Origin of the sequence: Pantoea sp. BR_17 (genome assembly GCF_041955125.1) — a bacterium.
Lineage (GTDB): Bacteria > Pseudomonadota > Gammaproteobacteria > Enterobacterales > Enterobacteriaceae > Pantoea > Pantoea stewartii.
On sequence record NZ_JAVAXT010000017.1, the window covers coordinates 56,023 to 82,432 of the forward strand.

Annotated in this window: 24 protein-coding genes and 1 pseudogene; 17 read left to right on the top strand and 8 right to left on the bottom strand. The window is 52.5% G+C overall.

What is annotated here, in order from left to right; all coding sequences use genetic code 11:
- The first annotated feature begins 61 nt into the window (after nucleotides 1–61).
- Nucleotides 62–1,117 carry an FAD:protein FMN transferase gene (locus RAC60_RS20945; RefSeq protein ID WP_058702471.1) on the top strand — a complete coding sequence of 352 codons (1,056 nt, stop codon included), beginning with the start codon at nucleotides 62–64 and terminating at the stop codon, nucleotides 1,115–1,117.
- Here the strand turns inward: RAC60_RS20945 and dcuR are convergent.
- Nucleotides 1,023–1,742: a two-component system response regulator DcuR gene (gene dcuR / locus RAC60_RS20950; protein WP_006122071.1), complete on the bottom strand. Its 720-nt coding sequence runs from the start codon at nucleotides 1,740–1,742 to the stop codon at nucleotides 1,023–1,025. The two genes, RAC60_RS20945 and dcuR, sit on opposite strands and share 95 nt — an antisense overlap.
- The gene (locus RAC60_RS20955; RefSeq protein ID WP_058702581.1) at nucleotides 1,739–3,328 is read right to left on the bottom strand and encodes a sensor histidine kinase; all 1,590 of its coding nucleotides are present in this window, start codon (nucleotides 3,326–3,328) and stop codon (nucleotides 1,739–1,741) included. Before RAC60_RS20955 ends, dcuR begins: the two co-directional genes overlap by 4 nt.
- Before the next feature lie 287 nt (nucleotides 3,329–3,615).
- On the opposite strand from RAC60_RS20955, the gene RAC60_RS20960 reads away from it, so the two are divergent.
- Together RAC60_RS20960 and mqo are read left to right on the top strand one after the other, a co-directional pair.
- Entirely contained in the window at nucleotides 3,616–4,548 is a 933-nt protein-coding gene (locus tag RAC60_RS20960; protein ID WP_205952993.1) for an Rpn family recombination-promoting nuclease/putative transposase, read from the top strand.
- Between the two features lie 371 nt (nucleotides 4,549–4,919).
- Entirely contained in the window at nucleotides 4,920–6,569 is a 1,650-nt protein-coding gene (mqo, locus tag RAC60_RS20965) for a malate dehydrogenase (quinone) (RefSeq protein ID WP_006122074.1), read from the top strand.
- Between the two features lie 74 nt (nucleotides 6,570–6,643).
- Here mqo and RAC60_RS20970 read toward each other — a convergent pair whose 3' ends face one another.
- From RAC60_RS20970 to RAC60_RS20985, 4 genes are all read right to left on the bottom strand, one after another.
- Complete coding sequence (locus RAC60_RS20970; protein WP_054687883.1) at nucleotides 6,644–6,931, bottom strand: VF530 family DNA-binding protein; 288 nt, start codon at nucleotides 6,929–6,931, stop codon at nucleotides 6,644–6,646.
- Between the two features lie 185 nt (nucleotides 6,932–7,116).
- Nucleotides 7,117–8,583 (bottom strand): aspartate aminotransferase family protein, encoded by a 1,467-nt coding sequence (locus tag RAC60_RS20975; RefSeq protein WP_054687884.1) that lies wholly within the window; start codon nucleotides 8,581–8,583, stop codon nucleotides 7,117–7,119.
- Nucleotides 8,584–8,597: 14 nt separating this feature from the next.
- Complete coding sequence (locus RAC60_RS20980) at nucleotides 8,598–9,980, bottom strand: diaminobutyrate--2-oxoglutarate transaminase (protein ID WP_058702580.1); 1,383 nt, start codon at nucleotides 9,978–9,980, stop codon at nucleotides 8,598–8,600.
- A gap of 463 nt (nucleotides 9,981–10,443) precedes the next feature.
- Nucleotides 10,444–11,028: a TetR/AcrR family transcriptional regulator gene (locus tag RAC60_RS20985; RefSeq protein ID WP_375094254.1), complete on the bottom strand. Its 585-nt coding sequence runs from the start codon at nucleotides 11,026–11,028 to the stop codon at nucleotides 10,444–10,446.
- 94 nt (nucleotides 11,029–11,122) lie between these two features.
- On the opposite strand from RAC60_RS20985, the gene RAC60_RS20990 reads away from it, so the two are divergent.
- From RAC60_RS20990 to RAC60_RS21015, 6 genes and pseudogenes are all read left to right on the top strand, one after another.
- Nucleotides 11,123–11,413 carry an ABC transporter six-transmembrane domain-containing protein gene (locus RAC60_RS20990; RefSeq protein ID WP_375094255.1) on the top strand — a complete coding sequence of 97 codons (291 nt, stop codon included), beginning with the start codon at nucleotides 11,123–11,125 and terminating at the stop codon, nucleotides 11,411–11,413.
- A gap of 8 nt (nucleotides 11,414–11,421) precedes the next feature.
- A pseudogene (locus RAC60_RS20995) lies at nucleotides 11,422–11,813 on the top strand (ABC transporter six-transmembrane domain-containing protein).
- Nucleotides 11,814–12,134: 321 nt separating this feature from the next.
- Nucleotides 12,135–12,638 (top strand): sugar dehydrogenase complex small subunit, encoded by a 504-nt coding sequence (locus RAC60_RS21000; RefSeq protein WP_033742279.1) that lies wholly within the window; start codon nucleotides 12,135–12,137, stop codon nucleotides 12,636–12,638.
- Between the two features lie 24 nt (nucleotides 12,639–12,662).
- Entirely contained in the window at nucleotides 12,663–14,267 is a 1,605-nt protein-coding gene (locus RAC60_RS21005; protein ID WP_058702468.1) for a GMC family oxidoreductase, read from the top strand.
- A complete protein-coding gene (locus tag RAC60_RS21010) occupies nucleotides 14,260–15,618 on the top strand; it encodes a cytochrome c (protein ID WP_375094256.1) in 1,359 nt (452 codons plus the stop codon). The genes RAC60_RS21005 and RAC60_RS21010 overlap by 8 nt, the downstream gene beginning before the upstream one ends.
- Before the next feature lie 249 nt (nucleotides 15,619–15,867).
- Nucleotides 15,868–17,412, top strand: a complete 1,545-nt coding sequence (locus RAC60_RS21015) for a sensor domain-containing diguanylate cyclase (protein ID WP_058708856.1) — start codon at nucleotides 15,868–15,870, stop codon at nucleotides 17,410–17,412.
- A 50-nt stretch (nucleotides 17,413–17,462) separates the two neighbouring features.
- On the opposite strand, the gene RAC60_RS21020 is transcribed toward RAC60_RS21015, so the two are convergent.
- Nucleotides 17,463–18,203: a nitroreductase family protein gene (locus RAC60_RS21020; RefSeq protein WP_054687887.1), complete on the bottom strand. Its 741-nt coding sequence runs from the start codon at nucleotides 18,201–18,203 to the stop codon at nucleotides 17,463–17,465.
- Between the two features lie 320 nt (nucleotides 18,204–18,523).
- Between RAC60_RS21020 and RAC60_RS21025 the strand changes: the two genes are divergently transcribed.
- From RAC60_RS21025 to RAC60_RS21045, 5 genes are read left to right on the top strand one after another with little or no spacing between them, the layout of a single operon-like run.
- Nucleotides 18,524–19,627, top strand: a complete 1,104-nt coding sequence (locus tag RAC60_RS21025; RefSeq protein WP_058702465.1) for an ABC transporter ATP-binding protein — start codon at nucleotides 18,524–18,526, stop codon at nucleotides 19,625–19,627.
- Between the two features lie 20 nt (nucleotides 19,628–19,647).
- Complete coding sequence (locus RAC60_RS21030; protein ID WP_375094257.1) at nucleotides 19,648–20,925, top strand: ABC transporter substrate-binding protein; 1,278 nt, start codon at nucleotides 19,648–19,650, stop codon at nucleotides 20,923–20,925.
- Nucleotides 20,926–20,929: 4 nt separating this feature from the next.
- Complete coding sequence (locus RAC60_RS21035) at nucleotides 20,930–21,847, top strand: carbohydrate ABC transporter permease (protein WP_193750323.1); 918 nt, start codon at nucleotides 20,930–20,932, stop codon at nucleotides 21,845–21,847.
- On the top strand, nucleotides 21,844–22,662 hold the full coding sequence (locus RAC60_RS21040) for a carbohydrate ABC transporter permease (protein ID WP_033742272.1): 819 nt from the start codon (nucleotides 21,844–21,846) through the stop codon (nucleotides 22,660–22,662). Before RAC60_RS21035 ends, RAC60_RS21040 begins: the two co-directional genes overlap by 4 nt.
- A 10-nt stretch (nucleotides 22,663–22,672) precedes the next feature.
- Entirely contained in the window at nucleotides 22,673–23,581 is a 909-nt protein-coding gene (locus tag RAC60_RS21045; protein ID WP_058708853.1) for a metallophosphoesterase, read from the top strand.
- Nucleotides 23,582–23,969: 388 nt separating this feature from the next.
- Here the strand turns inward: RAC60_RS21045 and RAC60_RS21050 are convergent, their stop codons facing one another.
- Nucleotides 23,970–24,845: a LysR substrate-binding domain-containing protein gene (locus RAC60_RS21050; protein ID WP_058702461.1), complete on the bottom strand. Its 876-nt coding sequence runs from the start codon at nucleotides 24,843–24,845 to the stop codon at nucleotides 23,970–23,972.
- Between the two features lie 103 nt (nucleotides 24,846–24,948).
- Here RAC60_RS21050 and RAC60_RS21055 point away from each other — a divergent pair, with 103 nt between their 5' ends.
- The 3 genes from RAC60_RS21055 to RAC60_RS21065 are packed head-to-tail and all read left to right on the top strand — an operon-like array spanning nucleotide 24,949 to nucleotide 26,225.
- Nucleotides 24,949–25,263 carry a carboxymuconolactone decarboxylase family protein gene (locus RAC60_RS21055; protein ID WP_058702460.1) on the top strand — a complete coding sequence of 105 codons (315 nt, stop codon included), beginning with the start codon at nucleotides 24,949–24,951 and terminating at the stop codon, nucleotides 25,261–25,263.
- Between the two features lie 9 nt (nucleotides 25,264–25,272).
- Complete coding sequence (locus RAC60_RS21060; protein ID WP_058702459.1) at nucleotides 25,273–25,680, top strand: tautomerase family protein; 408 nt, start codon at nucleotides 25,273–25,275, stop codon at nucleotides 25,678–25,680.
- A gap of 11 nt (nucleotides 25,681–25,691) precedes the next feature.
- Nucleotides 25,692–26,225 (top strand): DUF4865 family protein, encoded by a 534-nt coding sequence (locus RAC60_RS21065; RefSeq protein ID WP_058702458.1) that lies wholly within the window; start codon nucleotides 25,692–25,694, stop codon nucleotides 26,223–26,225.
- Nucleotides 26,226–26,410: the final 185 nt, after the last annotated feature.

A 26,410-nucleotide genomic window follows, 5' to 3' on the forward strand; every position in this document is an offset into this window, starting at 1 on the left:
ATATCCGGCATCCGTATAACATCGGATGCCGGTTCTTCTTTCTCCCCGAGTCCTGTCGCTTATGCAAACTGATTCGCACGTGTACGCCTATTCCGCCGTCCTGATGGGCTCGCCCATTCTGCTTAAGCTGTATGAGCATAATGAGGCGCTGGCAGGTCAGGTTTTTCGCTTGATCAAACAGTATGAGAATGTGCTTACCGTCAATCGCGAGCACTCCGAAGTGATGGCGATTAATCATGCGGCCGGTCAGCATCCCGTCAGCGTCAGCCAGCCCGTGTTTAGGTTAATTGAGCGTGCACTTGCGGTCAGCCTGCTGCCTGAAAGTAGTTTTAATCTGGCCATCGGACCGCTGGTCAAATGCTGGAAGATCGGCTTTCAGGGGAAAAGCGTGCCGGCGCGGGCAGAGATACAGGCAAAACTCGCCTTAACCCATCCTGAGTATATTGAACTTGATGCGACGAACCGTTCGGTCTTTCTGAAGCAAGCGGGCATGGAGATTGATCTGGGTGCGATTGCCAAGGGCTATATTGCCGATCGGGTGCAGGCATTTTTACATGAGCAGGGTGTGGACAGCGCGCTCATCAATCTTGGCGGCAATGTGCAAACGCTCGGCGCGCCGCCTGATGCACCGCAGGAAGGCTGGGCAATTGGTTTAAAAAAACCCTTTGCCGCTTCGGACGCGCTGCTTGGGGTGATTAACGTAACGAATAAATCCGTAGTGACTTCCGGGATTTACGAACGTTACTTTGAACAGGAAGGGGTCTGCTACCACCATATCCTGGACAGGCATACCGGCTATCCGCTGGATAACGCGCTACTCAGCGTAACCATTGTGTCAGATCACTCAATTGATGGGGATATTTTTACCACGCTGATCTATGGCATGGGCATTGAAAAGGGGAGCGACTATCTGAAAGCCTATCCCGGCATAGAGGCTATCTTCGTGACGCGCGACAAACGCATCATCTGCTCGTCACAACGTCACTTTGATTTTACATTGCTGGATCACAGCTTCCGCTACATCACTGGCAGTACTGACGTAAAAGTGCGTGATACTCAGGCTGGAGACGGTAACGATAAACCGGACGACCTGTCACACCGTAATGAATGCTCGTAAATAAAATATTGCTTTGTGCCAGCCAAATCAGGTATTTGCGGCAAGATACACGAGAAATATTGACCTCCGTTGCCAGCTCATCGGTGGAAAATTCCGTTCCGGGATGCGCATCAATCCACAGGCAAAGCGTACGCAGTGTTTGCGGTGTCAGTCCTTTAGGCAGACGTTTTGTCTCGTTGGCGTTCGCCGGGTTGCCGTGCAGCAACTGGTCGACATCAGATTGTTGATAAAACTGATGATTATCCATGAGCCGTTTTTTTTGTCGCCAGCCGGTCAATGCTTCTTCAAAGCGCGAAAACTGAAACGGTTTAATCAGGTAATCCACAACACCATAATTCAGCGAGGTTTTGATGGTTGCCGCATCCGCTGCTGACGAGATGATAATCACGTCAATCGGACGACCGGCGCTGCGCAGCTCCGGCAGCAAATCCAGTCCGTTTTCCTGCTGCATATAGATATCCAGCAAAATAAGATCAACGGCCGGATCGGTCTGCAACAGGCGTTCTTTGGCTTGCAGTAACGTGGACGCAGTGCCACAACAGGTAAAACCGTCTATCTGACCGATGTAGCATCGGTTCAGCTCGGCCACCATGGCATCATCGTCTACAACTAACACATTGATCATTCGTTAATATTTCCTCTTTCCCACGGAAGCTGTACTAAAAACTGCGTATACACGCCTGGCTCGGATTCGACGCTGACGTTACCGCCCAGACTTTCCGTTTGTTGCTTGAGTAAAAACAGTCCAACGCCACGATCTTCACCTTTGGTGGAAACGCCACGTTCGAAAATGGTTGCCAGCTGATCGGCAGGAATGCCGGGACCATCGTCGCTGACCTCACATGACAACCAGCCGTTTTGGTAGTGCAGCATGACGTGAATTTCACCGTCCATATCCGGGTCAAGCGCCTCAAGGGCGTTTTCAATCAGGTTACCCAGCACCGTTATTAATGCGGCAATTTGCTGTTCACTGCCGCTGTCTGGCAGGTAGCTGGCTTCGCTCAGAATTAGCTGATGGCCTTCATCCGTCACACGATTAATTTTGCTTAACAGGAAACCCGCAATGACCGGTGATTTAATCTTCTGCAACAGCGAACCGATTTCGGTCTGGTAGTTATTGGCCGTTTTAAGGATGTACTCTTCCATCTGCGCATAGTTTTTCATGTGCAGCAGCCCAAGAATCACGTGCAGTTTGTTCATGAATTCATGGGAACGTTCACGCAGCGCATCCACATAGTTTACCATGCCGTCGAGACGCTGCATTAGCTGACTGATCTCTGTCTTGTCCCTGAAGGTGCTCACCGCGCCAATGATACTGCTGCGACTACGCACGGGTACGGTGTTGCTGATCAGTATTTTGCCGCGCACGTTAAGTTCTTCATCATATGCGGCTTTGCCTTCATGCAACGCATCACGCAGATGGGTCAGCATTTGCGCATTTTCCGGTACGCGATCGCCACTCAGAAAGGCTTCACGCGTCGTCTCTTTCAATAATTGTGACGCTGCCTGATTGATCAGGCTGACGCGGGACTGATCGTCGACGGCAATGACGCCTTCCTTAATCGAATCCAGGATAGCCTGACGCTCTTCAAACAAACTGGAGATTTCGTACGGCTCTAACCCCAGCAAAATATGCTTCAGGCGTTTTACTAAAATGAAAATGCCCAGCATGCCGACCAACGCGCCTAATAATACCGTCCAGAAGATATTCCAGCGGCTTTTTGTGACTTGTGCGGCAACGTCATTCACTGAGATGCCAATAGCCACAACGCCGATTTGCTGGTGTCTGGCATTAAACACAGGTGTAAACACTCGGAGTGCTTCGACCAGAACGCCATGATTAACCGCAACGTTCTCATGACCCTGTAAAGCAGGGTTAATATCCTCACCGACAAAATGTTGGTTAACCGCATCAGGATTCGGATGCGAAAACCGAATACCGCGCATATCTGTTACCACGACAAACAGCAAATCATTACGTTTACGCGTTGCCTGGGCGATAGGCTGAATGATCTTGCTGCCATCAGGCTGGGTCAGCGCCTGCTGGATTTCCGGGCTGTCAGCCAGCGTTCGCGCCACGGCCAGGGCCTTATCTTTCACATGCGCACGTGTGAAGTTATCAATCTGCACATAGTAAAGCAGATGTACGCTTAACAAGACGGTCATCAACACAGCAGCCATCATCAGAGACGAGAGCGTGCTGAGTTTCATGGGGCGTTTTTTAGACGAACGGTGGGGCCGGGAGTCATTCATAGTGAGTATCAGCAATAGTAAGGTTCGCGATGCAACATACGCGAAGTCGTACCACCAGTACAGTTTCATGGCCAGCGATCATCAGTTTAAAAAAACTCACCACACAGGCAGGACTGATTCAGGTCAATGCTGCTCCCCAAAAGTAAAGCTATCGTGCGTCATTGCGCGTGTTTTCCGTGCTTATCCCCCAGAGGCATCTTATTGCCACAATGAAATGTCAGCTTGTTATTCTGGAGTCAGGGTTGATGAAGAAGAAGAACGGCACGCCAATGCCTCACGATGCAACGTTTCGACAATTTCTCTCGCAGCCCGAGATTGCACGTGACTTTATGGAATTGCATCTTCCCGCCGAATTACGCGCTATTTGTGATCTGAATACATTGAAACTGGAATCCGGCTCTTTTGTGGAAGACGACCTTCGCCAGTATTTCAGTGATGTTCTCTACAGTCTGAAAACGACACGAGACGAGGAGGGCTATATCCATGTACTGATCGAACATCAGTCCTCCCCGGATAAACTGATGGCTTTCAGATTACTGCGGTACGCGGTGGCGGCCATGCAACGTCACCTTGAAGCCGGCCACAAAAGTCTGCCGCTGGTGATTCCTGTCCTCTTCTATACCGGGAAACGTAGCCCCTATCCCTACTCGACCCGTTGGCTCGATGCATTCAGCGATCCCGTACTGGCAGCCCGACTCTATGCCGAACCCTTCCCGCTGGTGGATGTCACCGTGATTCCTGATGAAGAAATTGCGGGTCATCGCAGTATGGCCGCGCTGACACTGCTCCAGAAGCATATCCATCAGCGTGATTTTGCGGAGCTGATGGATACGCTTGTCCCGGTATTGCTGGCAGGCTATCTTTCTTCATCACAAGTCATATCATTGATACACTACATTGTGCAGACAGGGGAAACTTCGGATGCCGAAGCCCTGGTCAGAGAACTGGCACAACGTGTGCCGCAACATGGAGACGAACTAATGACCATCGCGCAGCAGCTCGAACAAAAAGGCATCGAAAAGGGCATTCAGCTGGGACATGAAGCGGGGCGTTCTGAAGGGGAACGTGAAGCCACGCTGAAAATTGCCCGTACTATGTTGCAAAACGGCCTGGATAACGAGACGGTAATGAAAATGACGGGTCTTAATGCGGATGATCTGGCGCAGATCCGTCACTGAGGATCCCCTTGACCGGTCAGTGATAAAGAGCCGCTTTTATCACCGTTGAGAGACTCACTATCCGTAATATCTTATCTGGAACGGCGCGCTTTCCTCTTTGTGTTTTAGCCTTCCTGCGAGTAAAAGCTGTCGCATCATTTCTCATCACCGCGCGCTGAAAATATTTGCCTTAGGGCATTGTATATTGCAAAACGCCCCTTTATTGTGTGGTTAAAATATATCGATAATGAAGTTAACCTTTTGTAACTAAATTAATCGAAATAAAGAAGCTTTTAATTTTTTAACTATTTTCACATTAACTACGCAATAACAATATTTTAAACTTTCGGGACTTTTTTTAACTACTTCTCCACGTTAATTGTAGATTCCGAATGATTAAATCAACTAAATTCGTACCTGCACTTTCGCTTGCAGCGTTACTCGTTTCTTCAGTCACCCATGCTGAAAATTCACCAGAAAAAACAGACGTTCTGCTGATCGGCGGCGGTATCATGAGTGCTTCTCTGGGCACCCTGCTGGAAGAGCTACAACCGGGCTGGAAACAGATCATGGTTGAGAAGCTTGATGGTGTGGCACTTGAATCCTCGAATGGCTGGAATAATGCCGGTACCGGCCACTCCGCCAATATGGAACTGAACTACACGCCTGAGCGTGCTGATGGTTCTATTGACGTGACCAAAGCGCTTGAAATTAACGAAGCCTTCATGATCTCCCGCCAGTTCTGGAGTTCTCAGGTGAAAGACGGCGTGTTAAATAACCCGCGTTCATTTATCAACTCTACGCCGCATATGAGTTTTGTATGGGGCGATAATGTGGATTATCTGACTAAGCGCTACGCGGCGTTGCAGAAAACCGTCCTGTTCCAGGGTATGCAGTTCTCCACCGATCACAAACAGATTGCGCAGTGGGCACCTCTGGTGATGGAAGGTCGCGACCCTCAACAAAAAGTGGCGGCAACTTGGACGCCTGTCGGGACCGACGTTAACTACGGTGAAATTACCCGTCAGTTGATTGGTAGCCTGAAGAAACATGATAATTTCCGTCTGGAAACGTCTTCTGAAGTCACTGACTTCAAACGTAACAGCGATAACTCCTGGCACGTGACCATCAAAGATGCCAAAAATGGCGGCGAACGCACGGTAGACGCAAAATATGTGTTCATCGGCGCGGGCGGCGGTGCGCTGAAGTTACTGCAAAAAACCGGCATTCCCGAAGCGGATAATTATGCAGGTTTCCCGGTTGGCGGCTCATTCCTGGTCACCAAAAACCCGCAGATTGCTGAGCGTCATTTAGCCAAAGTTTACGGTCAGGCTTCTGTGGGTGCGCCACCGATGTCCGTTCCACATCTTGATACACGCTACTTCGATGGCAAACGTGTCGTGTTGTTTGGACCTTTCGCCACGTTCTCAACCAAGTTCCTGAAAAACGGTTCGCTGTTTGACTTGCTGAGCTCGACGACGACTCACAACTTTATGCCAATGACCCATGTGGGCCTGGATAACTTCGATCTGGTGAAATACCTGATTGGTCAGGTCATGTTGAGCGATGATGACCGCTTTGCTGCGCTGAGAGAATACTATCCTGATGCGAAGAAAGAAGACTGGACGCTGATCCAGGCCGGTCAACGTGTACAGATCATCAAGAAAGATGCAGAGAAAGGTGGCGTGCTGAAACTCGGTACAGAAATCGTGACCGATCAGCAGAAAACCGTTGCTGCACTGCTGGGCGCATCGCCAGGCGCATCAACCGCTGCACCTATTGCGATTAACGTTATGCAGAAACTGTTCCCGGAGCAATTCAAGTCTGCGGAATGGCAGGAAAAAATCCGTAAAATTGTTCCTGCTTACGGTCAGAAACTGAACGACAATCCTGCACTGACACAGCAGGTGTGGGATGAAACGGCTGCAACGCTGCAGCTGACGAAGCCACCGGTTATTAACATGGGCACTAAGCCTGCTGAAGCTCCCGCGGCGAAAAGTGATAAAACACCTGAACCAGCGAAGCACGATATGGCGCTGTAATGCCATAATATGAAAAAGCCCGCGTCATCACTGACGCGGGCTTTTTTACGTCTGAAGCGTGCGCGCAATCTTCATCAGGTTTTATCACGGCGCCAACTGGACCACGGATCTTCATCGGATGACGGTGTGGAATCCGGTTGCGCGTCATCCCGTGAAGCCAGGTACAGGGCTTCCACTTCAGCGCGCGCCCAGGGCGTCCGGCGAAGAAACTTCAGACTGGACTTCACACTGGGATCGTTTTTAAAACAGTTGATATTGATACGCTTGCTCAGTTCAGCCCAGCCATATCGTGCCACCAGGCTGTTGACCTGCATTTCAAGTGTAATACCGTGCAGGGGATCGTTAGAGACGTGAGCGGTCATAGTCTTTCCGGTAAATGCTGTAAAAGTCTTATCCTGCAGCACGATGCTGCGTGGCGCAAGTCAGTTCAGTCAGGGGCGCTGTGGGGCGACATTGTCCACCGGCACGATAAGCCTTGCGGACAGTCTTCACAAATAAATAAGGCCGGTAAAAATTACCGGCCTGAGTCAGGCAGAATAAGAAAGGCTTACAGCAATGACTGTGCTGTTTTCTCCAGGAGTGCCAGCAGGACAGTAATGTCCTCCAGGGTCACCGTTGGGTTCAACAACGTCATTTTCAGGCAGGTCATACCGTTATGCTCGGTCACGCCGACATTGGCCCGGCCGGATTCCAGCAATGCATCGCCGATGCGCTGGTTGAACAGCGCAATGTCAGCATCGCTCCAGCCCGCGGACTGATGTGGGCGATAACGGAACAGGACGCTCGCCAGCTGAGGTTTCATTACCAGCTCCAGCGCATCCTGCTGTTCAATAAACTGCGCAACCTGCTGTGCCAGCGTGACGCCGTGATCGATAATTTCGGCATACTGTTTCTGGCCCAGCGCTTCCAGTCCCATCCACAGCTTCAGCGCATCGAAACGGCGCGTGGTTTGCAGAGATTTTGATACCAGGTTTGGTACGCCCTGTGCCTCATCAAATTCAGAGTTCAGGTAAGCGGCCTGATAGCGCATCAGCTCATAGTGACGGGCTTCTTTTAACAGGAAAGCGCCACAGCTGATTGTCTGGAAGAATTGTTTATGGAAATCCAGCGTAACGGAATCCACCAGATCCAGACCATCCAGGTAATGACGATATTTCTCGGACAGCAGCAGCGCGCCGCCCCAGGCCGCATCAACGTGAACCCAGATGTGCTGCTCAGCCGCCAGCCTGACGATCTCACGTAACGGATCGATAGCACCCGCATCCGTTGTGCCCGCCGTCGCGACAATCGCCAGCACCTGCTCGTTGTTGGCTTTGGCCTGTGCCAGTTTCTGAGCCAGGTCCGTCATATCCATGCGCGCAAACTCGTCGCATTTCACCAACGTGACCGACTGGTAGCCTAAGCCGAGCAGGGCCATATTTTTCTGCACTGAGAAGTGCGCGTTTTCCGAACAGAAAACTTTGATTTTTTTCAGATCGCCAGTCAGGCCGTCCTGCTGCACGGAATGACCCTGACGGGCAAAGAAGGCATCGCGTGCCAGCATCAGCCCCATCAGATTGCTCTGCGTGCCGCCACTGGTAAAGACGCCTGCATCACCCGCCTGATAACCAACCTGCTCGCGCAACCACTCGATCAGCTTCATTTCGATAAGCGTGGCAGAAGGTGCCTGATCCCACGAGTCCATACTCTGGTTCGTGGCGTTGATCAGTACTTCAGCGGCCTGGCTGATAACCAGACTTGGGCAATGTAAATGCGCAACACACTGTGGATGATGAACAGACAGGCTGTCTTTCAGGAAATACTCAATCGCGCGCTCAATGGCGGCCTGGTTACCCAGGCCTTCTGGATTAAAGTCCAGCTTGATGCGTTCGCGGAGTTCTGCAACCGTTTTGCCCTGATACATTTCAGGCTGTTCCAGCCACTTAACAACGGCCGCGCTGCTTTGAGCGATAGCCTGCTGATAAGCCTCTGTGCTTTGCACCGAGGACGCCAGAATAGGATTTGACCGTGACATCGAACTTACTCCACTTAAACTGCTTCGACGCCTGCGGCAAGCAGGGCGTTTTCAAACTTATCCAGGAAAACCTGAAGCTCATCATGGTTGATCAGCAGAGAAGGCAGCAGACGTAATACGCTGCCGTGGCGGCCGCCACGCTCCAGAATCAGACCATTTTCGAAGCATTTTTTCTGCACCAGCGCAGACAGATCGCCATCAGCCGGGTAGCAGCCCATGTGATCCTGTGCTTCGTTTGGTTTGACCATTTCGATACCGATCATCAAACCCAGACCACGGACGTTGCCAATCGCCGGATAACGTTTTTGCAGCTCGGCCAGTTTGCCTTTCAGCCACTCACCTTTTTCTGCCACGCTGTCAGCGATGTTGTTTTCTTTCAGCAATTTCAACGTTGTCAGACCGGTTGCCATGGCCAGTTGGTTGCCACGGAATGTACCGGTATGGTGGCCAGGCGACCAGGCATCAAATTGCTTTTTAATACCCAGTACGGCTAATGGCAAACCGCCACCGACGGCTTTTGACATAACGATAATGTCGGGTTCAATGCCGGCGTGTTCAAAGGCAAAGAATTTACCGGTACGGGCAAATCCGGCCTGAACCTCATCCAGGATCAGCAGAATGCCGTGCTCCTTGGTGACTTTACGGATACGTTGCAGCCACTCTGCTGGCGCAGGATTGACGCCGCCTTCACCCTGAACGGCTTCCAGGATGACCGCAGCCGGTTTACGTACGCCACTTTCAACGTCGTTGATCAGGTTTTCGAAGTAGTAGGTCAGCGCTTTAACACCGGCTTCGCCGCCAATGCCCAGCGGGCAACGGTAAAGGTGCGGATAAGGCATGAACTGCACTTCCGGCATCATGCCGTCCACGGCTTCTTTCGGTGACAGATTACCTGTCACTGAAAGCGCACCGTGGGTCATGCCATGATAACCGCCGGAGAAGCTGATCACGCCTGAACGGCCCGTGTGTTTTTTCGCCAGTTTCAGCGCGGCTTCAACTGCGTCCGCACCAGAAGGACCAGTGAACTGCAGGCAGTACTCTTTGCCCTGACCCGGTAACAGAGAGAGCAAATATTCTGAGAACGCGTCTTTTAATGGCGTGGTCAGATCGAGAGTATGTAACGGCAAGCCGCTGGTAATGACATTTTGGATGCTTTGCAGTACGTCAGGATGATTATGACCCAACGCAAGCGTTCCGGCACCGGCAAGACAGTCAAGATACTGTTTGTTCTCAACGTCTGTGATCCAGACGCCATTAGCTTTTGCGATCGCTAACGGCAATTTACGCGGATAACTTCGAACATTTGATTCAAACTCGGCCTGGCGGGCCAGATAAGACTCATTGTTACCGTTTAATGTATTCGCATTCAAACTATCAATACGGACTTTATCCGTCATCATATCTCTCCTACAACCGGGCGTGGCATCACGCTGCAGTTGGATAAGTGAATAAAATTTAGAACTCATGTTAAAAACGCGGCCAATATATTGTTTTTTAACACAGGACTCAATGATTAATTTTATGTCTTTTTATTAATTCATTTGTTATATAAAACAGTTGCTTACCGTTAATTTCGTCACTAAGTAAGCAACTTTTCTTAAAACAGATAATCAATAAAGTGCCAAAAAACACGCGCTTATCGGATCACGCATGCGTTTTACTAAGTAAAAATAAAGTGTGTTAGCAACCGTTTCGGTGCGGATAAGCGATAAAATTTGAGATTAATCAACCATCAAAATGTAAAACGTGCGCCATAGAGATGAAACAATATAAGGATAAGAGTAAATATAATTATAACTTCTGTTTAACATTCCTTTAATGTCGGTGGGCGTCAACCCCACGCTGTTGTTGCGGATACGGTTAACGCAGCAGTTTTACAAAGTGATGAATATCAGACATCACCTGCTCGACTCTCTCAGGCGAAGACTTAATACTGAGCAGATCGGCATAGCCATTCAGCATGGCGTTGAGCTGGCGTGCGCTGCGCGCAACATCCTCAATCCGAAAGTATCCCTGTGTGACGCCAGCCTCAAGAATGCGACAGAGCAGGGCATCCCAGCCGGCCGTAATTTTATCGGCCAGTCCGGCATAATCATCGTGATGGCCAGCCATCTGCCACACTGAAGCATAAAGTTGCCAGCCGGAATCCGCCGCATCAGGAATATGTCCTTCGATTAAACAGTATAGTTGCTGCTCAGGATCCAGCGCGGCCAGTTCACGGGCGAAGTCGTCGAGTTCGCCCTGCATAAAGCGCTCCAGCGCCGTTAAGGTCAGCGTGTGCCAGTCAGGAAAATAGTGATAGATATGACTGCGTGAAATGCCCAGCGTCGCGGTGAGCTCGCGTGTGGTGGCCTTTTCGAGCCCCTTTTCAAGAAAAAGCGCGACGGCGCCCGCCAGAATTTTTTCTTTCAGTGTTTCCCCGGCGGTTTGTGTTGATGCTTGCATCCTGACTCCTGAATTAACTTTGAGCAATCACGCAATTATGATGCGCTGGTACTTGAGCGACCGCTCAGTTTTAACAGTTTACGAAAAGAAAATCATGTGTTCTTCCAGAGCGACACTACCGAATACCGCGCCACATACCGCCATCGCAACCCTGAAAACGCTGGGGCGACGTCACAGTAAAAAGTTGACTCTCACCCTGTTGCGGGTCATGGCGGAAAATGTCTCCTGTTTGCTTTACCCGCTGTTAGCCGGGTTCGCGATTAGTGCCATTATCACCGGACATGCGCTCCAGGCCATGCTTCATGCGGTAATGACCTTTACAATGTGGGAAACGGTGCGGCAAGGCGTAGCGTGGAAACCCGAATTTTTGCACGGATCTATGTAGAGTTGGCGGTGCCGGTGGTCGTGGCGCAACGCGAAGCGTAATGCCTCAGCGATTGCTATCCTGTGACGCTGTCACGTGAGTTTGTCGACTTTTTTGAGCTGCATTTGCCTGTCTTGATAACATCCGTCGTCCCATCAGCGGTGCCGCCATCGTGTTGCTGGCAATTGCGTTCTGGACGGGCGTCGGTTGCCCGATCATTTTGCTGAGCCTGGCATGTTTCCTGCCGGGATTCTCACACAAAAATAAAGCCTTGTCTGGCCGGCTAAATAACCGACTGGAAAAAGAGATCAGCTTGCCGCCGGCACAACACGCAGGACAGCCTGACGTAACAGGTTCACACACCTCACCCGTCTCAACAGTCAGTACCGCTTCGTATCAAATTTGTTTACTATCCATTTAATATATTCATAACCCAAATAACCATCTGGTTTAACGACTGCCAACAGGATAACGCTGTCCAGGCGCTGGTGAAGGATCACACAGCATCATGCTGGGTTTACCGCTGACAGGAAAAAGATTTCTTGCATGCCTAACGTAAAGGACAGTGGCTGGCTTGTCGATAGAGTTAATCAGAGCAGGTCGTCGCAGTCATCACTTCGTCAAGTTTAGCGATGACGTAAGGCAAAGCATCCAGGACGCGATGCATTCTGGCAACACACTATTCGTATGCCAAAGAAGGATTTGCTGCCAGAGAAAGGCAGCTTTTTGACTGGATAATATGATGAATCACTATTCACGCCGACGCGTGCTGAAGATGGTTGGGCTTGTCGCTGTGGCCAGTGCGACCGGCCATCTGTTCCCTTTGGCGCCTCTCAACGCCGCGCAACCGAACATGCAGGCAGATGCCCTTGATGTGTTTATGCTGGTTTCACAGCAACTGACACAACAGAACGAGCTCAATGACACGGTAGGCAGTGCGCTGTTTGATGCGTTCAGTCAGACGCAGAAAAACTTCAGCGCGGCACTTTTTCATCTCAGCAACCTGTTAACGCATCAGCCCGACCTGTTACAACAGGCACGCCTGCAGTTTGCTGAAACTGAGGCGGCAAGCGCCAGGCTGGCCGGGGCGATTCTGAGCAGCTGGTATACCGGCATTGTCGGCAAAGGCAAAAATGCGCGCTATATCACCTATATCAACACGCTTGCGAATCGGGTCGTTAACGACAAACTGGTTCCACCGAGCTTCTCCTATGGCGTTTGTGGCAGTTGGGCGAGCCAACCGTGACCCTTTTCAAGAGTAATGTTATCCATGAAGAAGAATAATTCGGCTGATGTGGTCGTTATCGGCGCAGGCGTGAATGGCGCGTTGCTGGCGACGCGTCTGGCGAAAGCCGGGAAGTCCGTTATCCTGCTTGAATCCGGACCTAAGATCAGCCGTGGAGAACTGGTGGAGCGCTTCCGCAGTTCTGCCTTTAAGTCTGACTTTATGTCACCGTACCCCTTTTCACCGATGGCACCCCAACCGCGCTATACCCCAGAACCCAATGATTACCTGCAGCAACTGGGGCCTCAGGCATTTAATGCGCAATATATTCGTATTTTTGGCGGCACCAGCTGGCACTGGGCGGCTCAGTTGTGGCGCTTTGTCCCGAATGATTTTCAGCAACATTCGCTGTATGGCGTGGGAAAAGACTGGCCGATTAGCTATCAGGATCTGGAACCTTATTACTATGAAGCCGAAGTCATCGCTGGCGTCGGCGGATCGCCGGACAACGGCTCGCCTCGCAGTAAGCCGTTTCCGATGGAACGGGTGCCGGCCTCCTGGTTGCAGCAACGTGTCACGGCCCGACTCGCGCCAGACTTCACCGTACTGGATGACAGTACCGGCCGCAACAGCCGAAGTTACGATGGCCGACCGGCCTGCTGTGGAAACAATAACTGCATGCCCGTGTGCCCCATTGACGCGCAGTATCACGGTGGCCTGGCCGCTCAGCAGGCGGAAGACAGCGGCGTACAGGTAATCACTGAAGCTGTCGTTTATCAACTTGAGCACGATGCGCAGGGGCGGATTGTGGCCGCAAACTATTATGACTGGAATAAAACCCGCCATCGCGTGACGGCGCAGACATTTGTTCTGGCGGCCAATGCGATTGAAACGCCTAAGCTGCTGCTGATGTCCACCAGCGAGAGATTCCCACAGGGCATCGGCAATGCCCGGGACACTGTGGGCCGTAACCTCTGCGATCACCCCGCGATTGGCGTCACGTTTGATGTGGATGAAGAAATCTGGCCCGGACGCGGCCCCGTCAGCCCGTGCTCAATCGGGCAGTTCAGGGACGGTGAGTTCCGTCGTGAACACGCGCCATTCCGTCTGGATATTTCCAATGCCTCGCAGGTCGCCGCGGTGACGAAAGAAGTGCTGGAGGAAGGCTATTTTGGCAAAAAACTTCAGGAACAGATTCGCTTCCGTGCGGCACGTCGTCTCAGCATAAAGAATGCCCTGGAACAGCTCCCGGATCCCACCAACCGCGTCACGTTAAGCAGTAACAAAGATGCTCTTGGGCTGCCTACCCCGGCACTGTACTGGAATGTGGACGAGTATGTGCAAAAGGGCACGGCGAAAACCCGTGAATGTTATGACGCGATTGCCGCAAAGCTGGGCGCGACCAATATTCGCCACAGTAAAAGCGGCAAATTTTCTAATCGCCAACATATTACTGGCACGTTGTCGATGGGCCTGGATCCCGCTACCAGCGTCACGGATGCCTGGGGACGGGCGCACGATCATGAAAACCTGTTTATGGTGGGCACTGGCGTGATGCCCACGGTCGGAACCTGTAATGTCACACTGACCGCGATGGCGCTTGCGTTGCGCACGGCTGATAAAATTTTGCAGGAGACGCAGCATGGATAAGTTACTGAGGCGCCTGGTGGTGCCGATTGCCCTTATGCTCAGCCTCATGCAGACCACTGCGCATGCCGAAAGCCAGGGCGATCTTATTAAGCGGGGAGAATACCTTGCCGTAGCCGGGGACTGCGCGGCCTGCCATACAGAAGAGGGCAAAGCACCGTTTACCGGTGGCCATGCGATTGGCAGCCCGTTAGGGATCATCTTCAGTACCAACATTACGCCTTCAAAAACGGCAGGCATTGGTCACTACAGTGAGAAGCAGTTTGCCGATGCCTTACGCAAGGGCATTCGCGCGGATGGCAGCCATCTTTATCCGGCCATGCCGTATACCGCCTATGCCCGGATTAACGACAGCGATATCTCCGCGCTTTATGCCTATTTTATGTACGGTGTAAAAGCAGATGATACACAGCCAGAAAAAACGGCGTTGCCGTTTCCGTTTAATCTCCGCTTCAGCATGGCGGCGTGGAATCTTCTGTTCCTTGACGGCAAGCCTTTTACTCCCGATCCCAGCCAGTCTGCTGAATGGAATCGCGGCGCGTATCTGGTGGAAGGGTTAACCCACTGCAGCACCTGCCATACGCCACGTAATTTCCTGATGGCGGAGGAGTCGGATAAATCGTTACAGGGCGCTTCTCTCGGGACCTGGTATGCGCCAGCGATTACGTCTGCTGCGTTACAAAGTGACGATCAGTGGTCACGCGAGTCGCTGGCAGCCTATCTCGCCAGCGGTCACGCCGATAATGGTGCAACGGCGGCCGGTCCGATGCTGGAAGCCATCGACAAAAGTTTTTCGCGGATGACGCCGGACGATCGGGCCGCTATCGCGACCTACCTGTTGCCTGCTGTCGATCACGAAGACGACAGCACGGATGCCGATGCCGACAGCGAGGAGCCCACTGTCGGTCTGACGCCCGTCACCGGGGACGATACACCTGATATGTTATCGGATATGACGGACGGCGAGCAGATTTACCGTAATAACTGCGCATCCTGCCATAACCTGGAAGGACAGGGACTTAACGGCCTGCCTGCCTTAACCAAACATCCGGTACTGGAGAAATCCAATGCGGATAACGTGGCGATGGTCATACTGGACGGTGTCTGGCCTGCAAAAGGGCAGGGCATGCTCAGTTTTGCCAAGACCTTAAATGACACACAAATTGCCGATGTCACGAACTACGTGATGCAGGACATCGGCAACAGTGCAGTGCGCATCACTCCGGAGCGCGTGAAAGCATTGCGTCAGGGCGGTGAGCCTTCACTGCTGCTGCCGTTGGTCCGGGGGGCGATGGTCGCAGGCGTGCTGGTGGTCATTGGGGGGCTGTTTTGGTGGTGGCGTCGTCGACGTTAAGGCATCTTCCCCTCTGTCTCTGAGGGCAGAGGGGAAACCTGATAATCAGCTCACTCGCCCTGCCGCATTATGCTTCCACCGCCGGAGAAGATTCTCTTTCCTCTCGCTGACATGCACAGCATGCGCGTGAAAGCGTAACCGTCATCTACACTAAACACAGTTGGCAGAAATGGCCTGTGTGGTTGTCATTGTTAACATGTTATTTCTGATATGTTGCGGTATCCCATAGCGAAAAAACGGTAAACCGGCATGGAATTACGTCGTAAAAAAGATGCTGCAATGATGCGCCTTTCCCCGCTGCTCAGAAGCATAACACTGGCCTGTAGTTTACTGACGCTGGGCGTGATTGTGGTTAATGCCTGGACGCTGCACATGGACTGGCAGAGAACCGTCCGGTCAACCGAGGAGCGTGCGATTGATCTCTCTGTCGCACAGGCCCGTCAGGCAGAAGATACCTTTTTGCAAATCGAACTTTCTCTGCGCGAGGTACAGCGCGTTATTCAGTCCCAGCCCGGAACGGATATTGACGTGGCGGAAGTCAATAACATCATGCGCACCTTACAAAGTCGTCTTCCTCAACTGGAGGACATGTTTTACTTTGACTCACAAGGGCGATGGACAGCCAGTTCGCTTACTGAGATGCCCAAAGGAAATAACAATGCTGACCGGGAGTATTTTATTTTCCATAAACATAATCTTCGTAGCAGCGTGCATGTCGGTCCGGCGCTCCGCAGCCGCAGCTCGGGACGCTATGTCATCCCGGTATCCTTACGGATTAATGACGACTATGGCGGCTTCAAAGGTGTGCTGCTCGCCACGATTAGCATTGATTATTTCCGCCATTATTACGATTACTTTGTTATCGGCCCGCAGGATTTACTGGTGCTTATGCTGGCAGACAGTACGGTGCTGTATGCGCGCCCGTTGCCAGACAGCTATATCGGCAAAAACCTCTCCTCCAGTCCACTTTTCCATCAGTTATTAGCCAACGCCGAGCGCGGAAGCGGCCAGTGGAAAGCCGAACTGGATGGCGAAAAGCGAATATTTGGTTTTGTCAGCTCCAGCCGTTATCCGGTAGTTGTGACCGCGGGATTTGATACCAAACGGCTTTTTTTAGAGTGGATGCAAAGCCGCGTGCAGGGGGTTTTACTGAGCCTTGTATTGCTGGTGGGCATTATTCTGCTCTGGATATTTATCCGGAATGAAGCCAGGCGCAGCCTGCGTTATCAACTTGAACTGACGCATCTTCGCGATGAGCTCACCGCCGCGAATCAGTCGCTGAAGAGTCTGGCAAACGCGGACGGGCTTACAGGGCTGGCAAATCGTCGCTATTTCGATCAATTCCTGAAAAAAAGCCTGCTCCATGCGCGCAGCAGCGGCGGGCCGATGTCGCTGATCCTTTTCGATATCGACTATTTTAAACGCTACAACGATACTTATGGCCATGTGTCAGGTGACGAATGCTTACAGCAGGTCGCCCAGATACTGAAAACATTTGCCCAACGTCGCACGGATATCGCGGCCCGTTATGGCGGCGAAGAATTTGCGATTGTGTTGGCCGATACGTCGGCCCGGGATGCGTTGACCGTTGCCTTAAGTGTGGTCGAGACCGTCAGACAACGGGCCATACCTCATGTCTCAACGGGGCTCACAACGGGTTGCGTTACGCTCAGTGCGGGGGTGGCGGCTACGGAGGCTGGCGAAGGGCCAGAGCATGCAGAATCACTGATCAAGCGTGCGGATGATGCCTTGTACCGGACAAAACACGAAGGGCGAAACGGTGCTAGTCTGTAACGTCGCGCCATTCAGTGCCGCTGCCCGGATTAGCACCGGGCAGTGGTGTCTTACTTGTCGCTACCGAAGCCTTGCTTATGCAGTGCGGGCAGGACTTTGGGGAAATAGATGTGTTGGTAATAGCCACTCACGCTGTCACTCCAGCTTTCGCCGTCGGCGCGGCCTGTATCTTTCCAGTGCTGCACCATCTCGGCGTTATAGTGGGCAATCTGTTGTTCCAGGCCTTCGGTATGGTAGCTTTCCTCATGACGGAAAGTCTGCATTGGCAGGCGTGGCTTCTGAAACGCGGGTTGATCAACATAGCCGATAACCACACCTGCGACCGGGAAGGTATATTCTGGCAGGTTAAGCAGTTCGATCATGGCGTCAGGATCGCGGCGGATACCACCAATCGGCACAATGCCCAGTCCTTCTGAACGGGCTGCAGCCATGATGCTTCCCAGGGCAATACCCACATCCGTCGAGCCAGAAACAATACTTTCAATGCTTTGCTGGGCAATTTGCTCTTTGCCTACGGCGGCCATCGCCATCCGTGATTTATGCATATCCAGCACCACAGTGATAAAGACAGGGGCTTTAGCGATCCACGGTTGGCCGCCCGCGATTTGCGAGATAGCCTGGCGTTTAGCCGGATCGCGTGTCACCACCAGAGAAACCTGCTGTGAGTTTACGGAGGTAGGCGCGCGATAAGCAGTGCTGATTATGCGATCCAGAATGGCATCATCGACCGGCTGATCGGTGAAGCTGCGTTCGCTTTTGTGACGGGTAAACAGGTTAATTATCTCGCTCATCATCTCTCCTGACATCATCCTTTAAAAATCGTGTCGTGAGGATAACAAAAGAGTGCGCTGTGCTCTTTAACCGTACTGGCTTTCACCCGCCAAAACAGGTTAACTGCCTTCAAACGAATCAGATCAGGTCCTGTCAGCAGCACGGCACGAAGGGCGTCGATAGCCTGTCGGCACAACGCTTAACCGTCTCTGCACCTTGCAGAACCGTTAGCCGCCATAATCACATCACGTTCTGTCATTATGCTGACACTTTTCAGCCATAAATCTTTCATTTTGCTCCGCTAGCTTACTGCCATTCTCATTGGCAGAGCGGCGAAGCTATGAGCCATTTGGCGCTTCACAACATCACTAAACGCTGGGGCGAAAAAACTGCTCTGGATAACATTTGTTTCGAAGCGGAAAAAGGAACCTTTGTAGCGCTGTTAGGTCCGTCAGGCTGCGGTAAGTCGACGCTGCTTCGGACGATCGCCGGACTGGAAACCGCGGATGAGGGAACGGTCAGTTTCAGTCATCGCGATATCACGCACCTGCAGCCATCAGAGCGCAAACTTTCGATGGTTTTTCAGTCGTATGCGCTGTTTCCGCATCTCAGCGTTCGCGAAAATTTGCTGTTTGGTTTAAAAGCGCGCGGTGAGGACAGGCAGACATTTGCTGGCCGCCTGAGCCGCGTCAGCAAATTAATGGAACTGGAGACGTTGCTGGATCGGTTACCTGCACAGCTTTCGGGCGGCCAACAGCAGCGCGTTGCACTCGGACGTGCCGTGATTGCCAACAACACCTTATGCCTGATGGATGAACCCCTTTCTAACCTTGACGCGAAACTGCGCCAAAGTATGCGTCGCGAAATTCGTGCGCTGCAGAGAGCGCTGGGCCTGACGATGCTCTATGTCACCCACGATCAGACGGAAGCGATGAGCATGGCTGACCGCATCATTCTGCTGAATGATGGCCGGATTGAGCAGCATGATACGCCAGACAACCTGTATAACAATCCGGCCAGTATTTTTGCGGCGCAGTTTATCGGTGCGCCGCCCATGAATATTCTGCCGCTGACCTCTGTCAACGGCAGGCACTTTTTGAGCCAGCTCACTCAGCCTGTGGTCAGCGAGTCGTCTGAGACGGCGCTCAGTCTGGGGATCAGGGCGGAAGATATCCAGTTCATTGATCCTCACAGTGCGGGGTTGACTGCCAACGTCGTGAACTACGAATACATGGGCGCAGATACGTTAGTGGTCTGTCAGCTAACAGGCAGCCAGGCCGTTTTAACCGTTACCGTGCCGGGCATGAAACGTTTTAACGAAGGTCATCTGACCGGGCTGCAATGGCCTGTCGATAAGCAATACCTGTTTTACACTGCGAGCGGTAAACGCTGTTTACACGCTGAACAGCAGATGTCTGCCTCTTTCAAACAATACGCCGTTTAACTTTTACCTAAGGGAAAATCATGCCAGCCATTCGTCTGTCACGTTTGCTTTCAGCCTTACTTATCGCGACGAGCACGGCAGTCTTTGCCGCCGAGCCGGTCAAACTGCAAATGTACTACCCTATCGCGGTCGGTGGGGAGATCAGCCATACCGTGGAAGCGCTGGTGGCCGATTTCGAAAAAATTCATCCTGAGGTCAGCATTCAGCCTGTTTATACCGGTGACTACGCCACAACGGTTACGAAAGCCTTAACCGCCTTTCGTGGCGGGAATGCGCCGCAAATGGCGGTCATTGGTGATATCGAAGCCTACTCTCTGATGGATGCAGGGGCTATTGTGGCGGCCAGCGATCTGGCTCAGGATGACGCCGGTAAAAAATGGATCGACAGCTTTTACCCCGCTTTTTTGCGCCACATCAACGGCAAAGTCTGGGGCGTGCCTTTTCAGCGCTCGACGGTGGTGTTGTACTGGAACAAACAGGCGTTTGAAAAAGCGGGTCTGGCTGCTGATACAGCGCCTGCGAACTGGCAGCAGGTGGTGGATTTCGGTAAAAAACTGGTCGTGAAAGACGGCGATAACGTCAGTCAATGGGGTATCGAAATCCCGACGACACCCAATGGTTACTGGGTTTTCCAGGGTTTTGCGGCCACGAACGGCGCGCATCTGGATAACGGCAAGGGCACGGCGGTCTATTTTAATACGCCCAACAATGTCGAAACGCTGCAATGGCTGACCGATTTAGGCCAGAAGGCGGGCGTTTCCCCGAAAGGCGCGATTGCCTGGGGCACGACGCCACAGGATTTCCTCAGTGGCAAAACGGCCATGATGGTTACCACCACCGGCAACCTGAGTGTGGTGCGCAAAAATGCCAAATTCCCGTTTGGTGTTGCCATGTTGCCTGAAAAAACACAGCGCGGCAGCCCAACGGGCGGCGGTAATCTCTACGTTTTCAAAAGTGCTTCACCGGAACAGCAAAAAGCCGCCATGGAATTTATCCGTTGGGTCACCGCGCCAGAGCAGGCGGCGCGCTGGAGTATTGCGACAGGCTATGTCGCTACCTCCCCGGCAGCATGGGAAACGCCAGCGATGCAAGACTATGTCAAGCAGGTTCCTCAGGCGCTGGTCGCTCGTGAACAACTGAAATATGCCCAGCTTGAACTCTCTACCTACAACAGTGTGCAGATACAGGAAGCCCTGAACCATGCCATTGAGGCGGCGGTGACGCAGTCTAAAACCCCGGCTGGGGCACTGGAAGCGGCACAGAAGCAGGCCGATCGTTTACTGAAGGCCTATCAGTAAGGGGATGGCGATGAACGTGGCGGCAACAGCAACGCCCGCACCGCGTGTGCGGCGCGGTTCACTTCAGCTGTGTGGCTATTTGCTGATTTTACCGGCGCTGGGTTTTCTGCTGCTGTTTACCCATTATCCTGCGCTGGCAACGGTGTGGGAAAGCCTGTTCAGCGCTGCCCGTGCAGGTCATCCGGCCCACTTTGTCGGGCTGGATAACTACGCTGCGCTGCTGGATGATGATGTGTTTATCCGGTCGCTGTGGAATAACCTGTTGTATGCCTTGATCACTATACCGCTTGCGGTTTCCCTGGCGTTACTGATGGCCCTGGCCGTTAACCGACGGCTGGCGGGTAACGCCGCTGTGCGTGCAGCCTTCTTTATTCCCTCTCTGCTGCCGATGATAGCTATCGCCAACCTGTGGCTGTTTTTCTACACACCACAGCTGGGACTCCTGAATAAGCTGCTCGCGCTTTTTTCTGTCGCACCGGTTAACTGGCTCGGCGAACCCGGCACGACGCTCGGGTGCCTGATGGCCGTTTCTGTCTGGCGCGAGGCTGGTTTTTTTATGATTTTTTATCTGGCTGCGTTACAGCAGATCGATCCGCGCCTCAGCGAAGCTGCACAAATCGAAGGGGCGTCAAAGGGGTATTTTTTTCGCCGCGTCCAGTGGCCGCTACTGATGCCGACAACGTTGTTCGTGCTGATTAATGCCTCAATGAATGCATTTCGTATCGTCGATCAGGTGATTGCGATGACCAACGGTGGCCCGGACAACAGCAGCAGCCTGTTACTGTTTTATATCTACCGTACGGCATTCAGCTACTGGGATCTCCCTGCGGCAGCGGCGATGACCGTCGTATTGCTGCTGATTTTAGCCCTGATTGCGGTGCTGAAATTTTCCCTGTTGGATAAGCGAGCGCACTATCAATGAAGCCTGAATTCTCTGCGGGCCGACTGTGCCTGAATATGGTTATCTGGCTGGCGGCGCTGCTGTGGTTGTTACCGATACTGGTGGCGTTGTGGGTAGCGGTTCACCCGGCGGCCGATCAGGGAAGCTTCTCGCTGTGGGCACCCCTGACGCTACAAAATTTCACGGATGCCTGGCACGCCGCGCCCTTTGGCCGCTATTTCCTGAATACCATATTGCTGGTGGTCATGATTGTGGTGTGTCAGCTTATCCTGGCCACGATGGCGGCGTACGCGCTGGTCAGGTTTCGCCTGAAATATTCGGGTTTTCTGTTCGCGCTTATCCTGTTACAGCTGATGATAAGCCCGGATGTCCTGATCCTGAATAATTACAAAACCATTGGTGCGCTGGGCTTGCGCGATACGTTGACCGGCATTGCCTTGCCGTATTTTGCTTCAGCATTTGCGATTTTCTTGCTGCGGCAGACCTTTAAAAGCATCCCTGTGGTGCTGGAAGAAGCGGCCATTGTAGAGGGCGCCAGTCGGTTTTATATCCTGCGCAAAATCTATATTCCGCTGGCCAGGCCAATCTATATCGCTTTTGCACTGGTCTCCATTAGTTTCCACTGGAATGATTTTCTGTGGCCGCTGGTTATTACGGATTCTGTAAAAGTCCGTCCGTTGACGGTAGGACTGCAGTTATTTTCGGCACCGGAGCAGGGCGTGCAATGGGCACTGATTGGGGCGGCAACGATCATGACAACGCTGCCGCTGTTGCTGTTGTTTCTGGTGTTCCAGCGCCAGTTTATCCAGTCATTTATGCGCGCAGGCATTCGCTAAGGAAAATAACATGTTAACGCCGCACACTCTCAGCCCGTCACAACGTACCTTGCTGGCGGATATTGCGTCGCTGTATCAGCCGCCATCGTTACGTGCGTTGCCCGTCAGAGATAATGGCATCCGTTTTGGTCTGCTTGCCGATCCTCAGTATGCTGATGTGGACCCGGATATCAGCAACAATCTTTACTACCGCAATGGCCTTAATAAACTCAGCCAGGTCATCAAGGCATTCAACGCGGAGCCGCTGGATTTTGTGGTGACGCTGGGCGATCTGGTGGATCGCCACTGGCAAAGCTATGCCGCCATACTGCCGGTTTTTGCTCGGTTACAGCATCCGCATGCCGTGGTACTGGGCAACCATGATGCGCAGACCATCGCTGAACGACTAGATAATCAGGCTCCCTTACCCAAAGGCTATTACGCTTTCCGTTTTAACGGTTGGCGCTTTGTTGTTTACGATGGCAACGATATGAGCCTGTACTGTAATACCCTCAACGGCCGAGATCGTGAAGAGGCCGCAGCCTTGTTAGCGCAACTGCAACATGACCAACAACCTCAGGCGCAGCCCTGGAACGGTGCCGTTGGCAGGCAACAATTTAACTGGATTGAACAGCAGTTACAGGCTGCCCAACAGTCACGGGAAAGCGTGATTGTTTTTGGCCACTATCCGCTGGCGCCCGTAACCACGCACCGCCTGATGAATGCCCCCGCGCTGGTGGCGTTATTCACACGTTATCGCGTACGCGCCTGCTTTGCCGGGCACGATCATCGTGGAGGTTATGCCTGTATCGACGGGACGAAATTTTTCACTCTGAAAGGCATGCTGGATGGCCCCACAGCGGTGCCCTTTGCGTGGGTTGATATCACGGGTGACCAACTCAGGGTGTCCGGTTTTGGTGGAGAAATCAGCCGGGGCTAGCGTTTTGTGGGTGCGGGTTCAGCGTGTCTGATGCAGGGGAAACGCGAACAGCGCTGTGTTATGCATTTTAGTTACATCATACTTTAACGATTTCCTGCCAGGGTGCCGGCATCAACTTTCGCGGCAAAATAGCGTTAGCAGCAGATAATCTGCGAACATACCTTTTCGCGGAAAACCCGCTTTCATCGGCCCGCCAGAAGTGTGTGCTATCCGTGACAGCGTAACGAGAAGCGGCAGCAGGGCAGAGATTAACGTGCAGTCTAATAAGGAAAACCCCCAGTTTCTTCACCACTATCACCTTGTTCATTCATCTGGTGGGGTGAATTCTTTGCACTGATTAGCGACTCACACCAGTGATGCCGCGCCCGAGGTAAAGCGTTCCGGTCCGTCACAGACCAGCAAAGTGCGCTTTGATCGACTCGCAGAGTGATGCGGCTGCAGGGGATAACGGTTTTTCAGCACAGTGCAGGCTGACGCCAATCGTGCCCATCTCCGGCAGAGCTGATGTCAGCAATGTTAGCGAAGACGGTAAGCCCATCTGTGTCCGCAAGGTAATACCCAGCCCTGCCTCCGCGGCGGCCCATATTCCGCTCAGACTGCGGCTGGTGAACGCAATGCGCCAGGGAATATTTGCCCTGTCTAACGCCGCAGTGGCGGCGCTACGCATAAGGCAGGGCGCGTCAAAGACCAGCAAGGGTAGTGGTTGTTTAGCGTCCAGCAGACTCTGGACATCAAAACCCTTTACGCTGATCCAGTTGAGCGGCAACGCGCCAAGTGACTGACTGTGCGCTGTCGACTCCTCGCCTTGCCAGCAGAGGGCGACGTCAATCTCGTGCTGTCGTATTGCGGTCAGTAAGGGCTGATTGCGGCTTACGGATGCTGAAATTTGCACGTCGGGATGCGCACGCGAAAACTGACCCAGAACGGCAGGCAGGAATGTTTCGCCAAAATCTTCCTGCAAACCCAGCCGCACTTCTCCGCCAATCCCGCTGGCCCTGATGGCGGCACAGGCTTCGTCATTCAGGCTCATCAGCCTGCGCGCATAGGCAAGCATAATCTCACCCTGCGCGGTAAGCGTCAGATGCCGTCCTGACTTCTGCACCAGCGCTGCTCCCGCCTGGTATTCCAGTTTCTTTAGCTGAGCGCTCACCGCCGAGGTTGATCGGCCCAGGCGCTGCGCGGCAGACGCAAAGCTCCCCAGTTCAATACCGGTCACAAACGTACGCAGGCTTTCTGCATCAAACGTCACGGGCCTTTTCGCCATTCTTATTCATCCCATAAAACGGGACTGTTTGTCCCAATATTTCTGATTTTATAAATCATCGCCGCATTTTATCTTTTTATCACACCCACAGAAGGAAAGAGAAATGAATCCCATACCGTTAACGCGCGAAAATCTGGCTGAGATCGCGCCCAGGCTGGCAGCGTTGAGTGAAGACATTTTATTTGGCGATATCTGGCAGCGCGACGGGCTTTCACCGCGAGACAGAAGTCTGATTACTGTCAGTGCGCTTATTGCGTTAAACCGACCCGAACAACTGAGCTGGCATCTGAAACTGGCTCGCACGAATGGCCTCTCTGAGGCTGAGCTCACGGAAATGATGACCCACCTGGCCTTTTATTGCGGCTGGCCGGCGGCTGTTTCCGCCCTCACGGTTTTTAAAAACACGCCCTCAGAGTAAGGAATATCTATGCCCGTCAGTCGTATTGCGATATCTGAACACCGTATTGAACAGTGGCGTGAGGCTATCTCCACGGCGTTACAGGACGCATTCGAGACCTCTTTTTCTGTGCCGCACGGGGATTGTTTTCAGTTCTTTGACAGTTATCACCGGCATACACGTATTTTTGACCGGCACTATTTGTGCAGCGCGCAGACGGGCCGAAGTGATGACTTTCTTCTGTTTCACATTACGGCAGGGAAAGCGCGTAGCCTCGCACAAAAGCAGGCTTTTTATGCAGATTTGAATGCGCGTCTGGTAAAGGCGATTGGCATTAATCCGGCTGACGTCATGATTGTCGTGAATTTCAGTGACCCCGAGGACTGGTCATTTGGCAACGGCAAGGTGTTTAGTCTGGCCGATATCTCATCACGCTGAGGAGAAAAAATATGCTGGCGATGCAGTACCGTTTTGTTCTTCCCGCTGACTACGATATGACAATCATTCAGCGCAGGATTGCTGACAACGGCAAAAAAATGGATGGCTTTCCAGGCCTGCTGTTTAAAGCTTTTCTTTACGCCTGGCAGAAGGGCGCCGATATGAACGGCCAGGAAAACAGTTATGCCCCGTTTTATCTCTGGCAGGATGCGGACAGTATGCACCGCTTTTTAGCCAGCGAGGGGTTCAAAAGGTTGACGCCGGCCTTTGGCTGGCCGCGTATTGATACCTTTCCGGTGCTGTCTGCCGACATATCGACGGCTATCAGCCAGGCGAGTTGGGCCGTCTGTGAAATCAGCCCCGTACAACCTTACAGCGATCTCGCGCTACTGACTCACCATCGGCCGCTGGACAACGCGCTGGCACGGGTGTCCGCACTGGACGCCTGCGGCTGGCGGCGCCTGACATTCACCTTATGGCGAACGCCGCAGGCCGTCACTTGTCCGGCTCGCGCTTATCAGGTCGGATATATTGCGCGGGCGTGACCGACGGACCGTTACGCTCTGTCACACATTTATCTTACTAACCACATATCTATTAGAACGGTTATATGACTATCTTATTTTATCTGCCGGGTACGTGTGTATGACCTTTCTGTCCGCCCGGCCATGCGGCTAAATATTTCCATTTTTTGCCAGTGAATCTAGTATTAATGTGCATAAGGCACTGT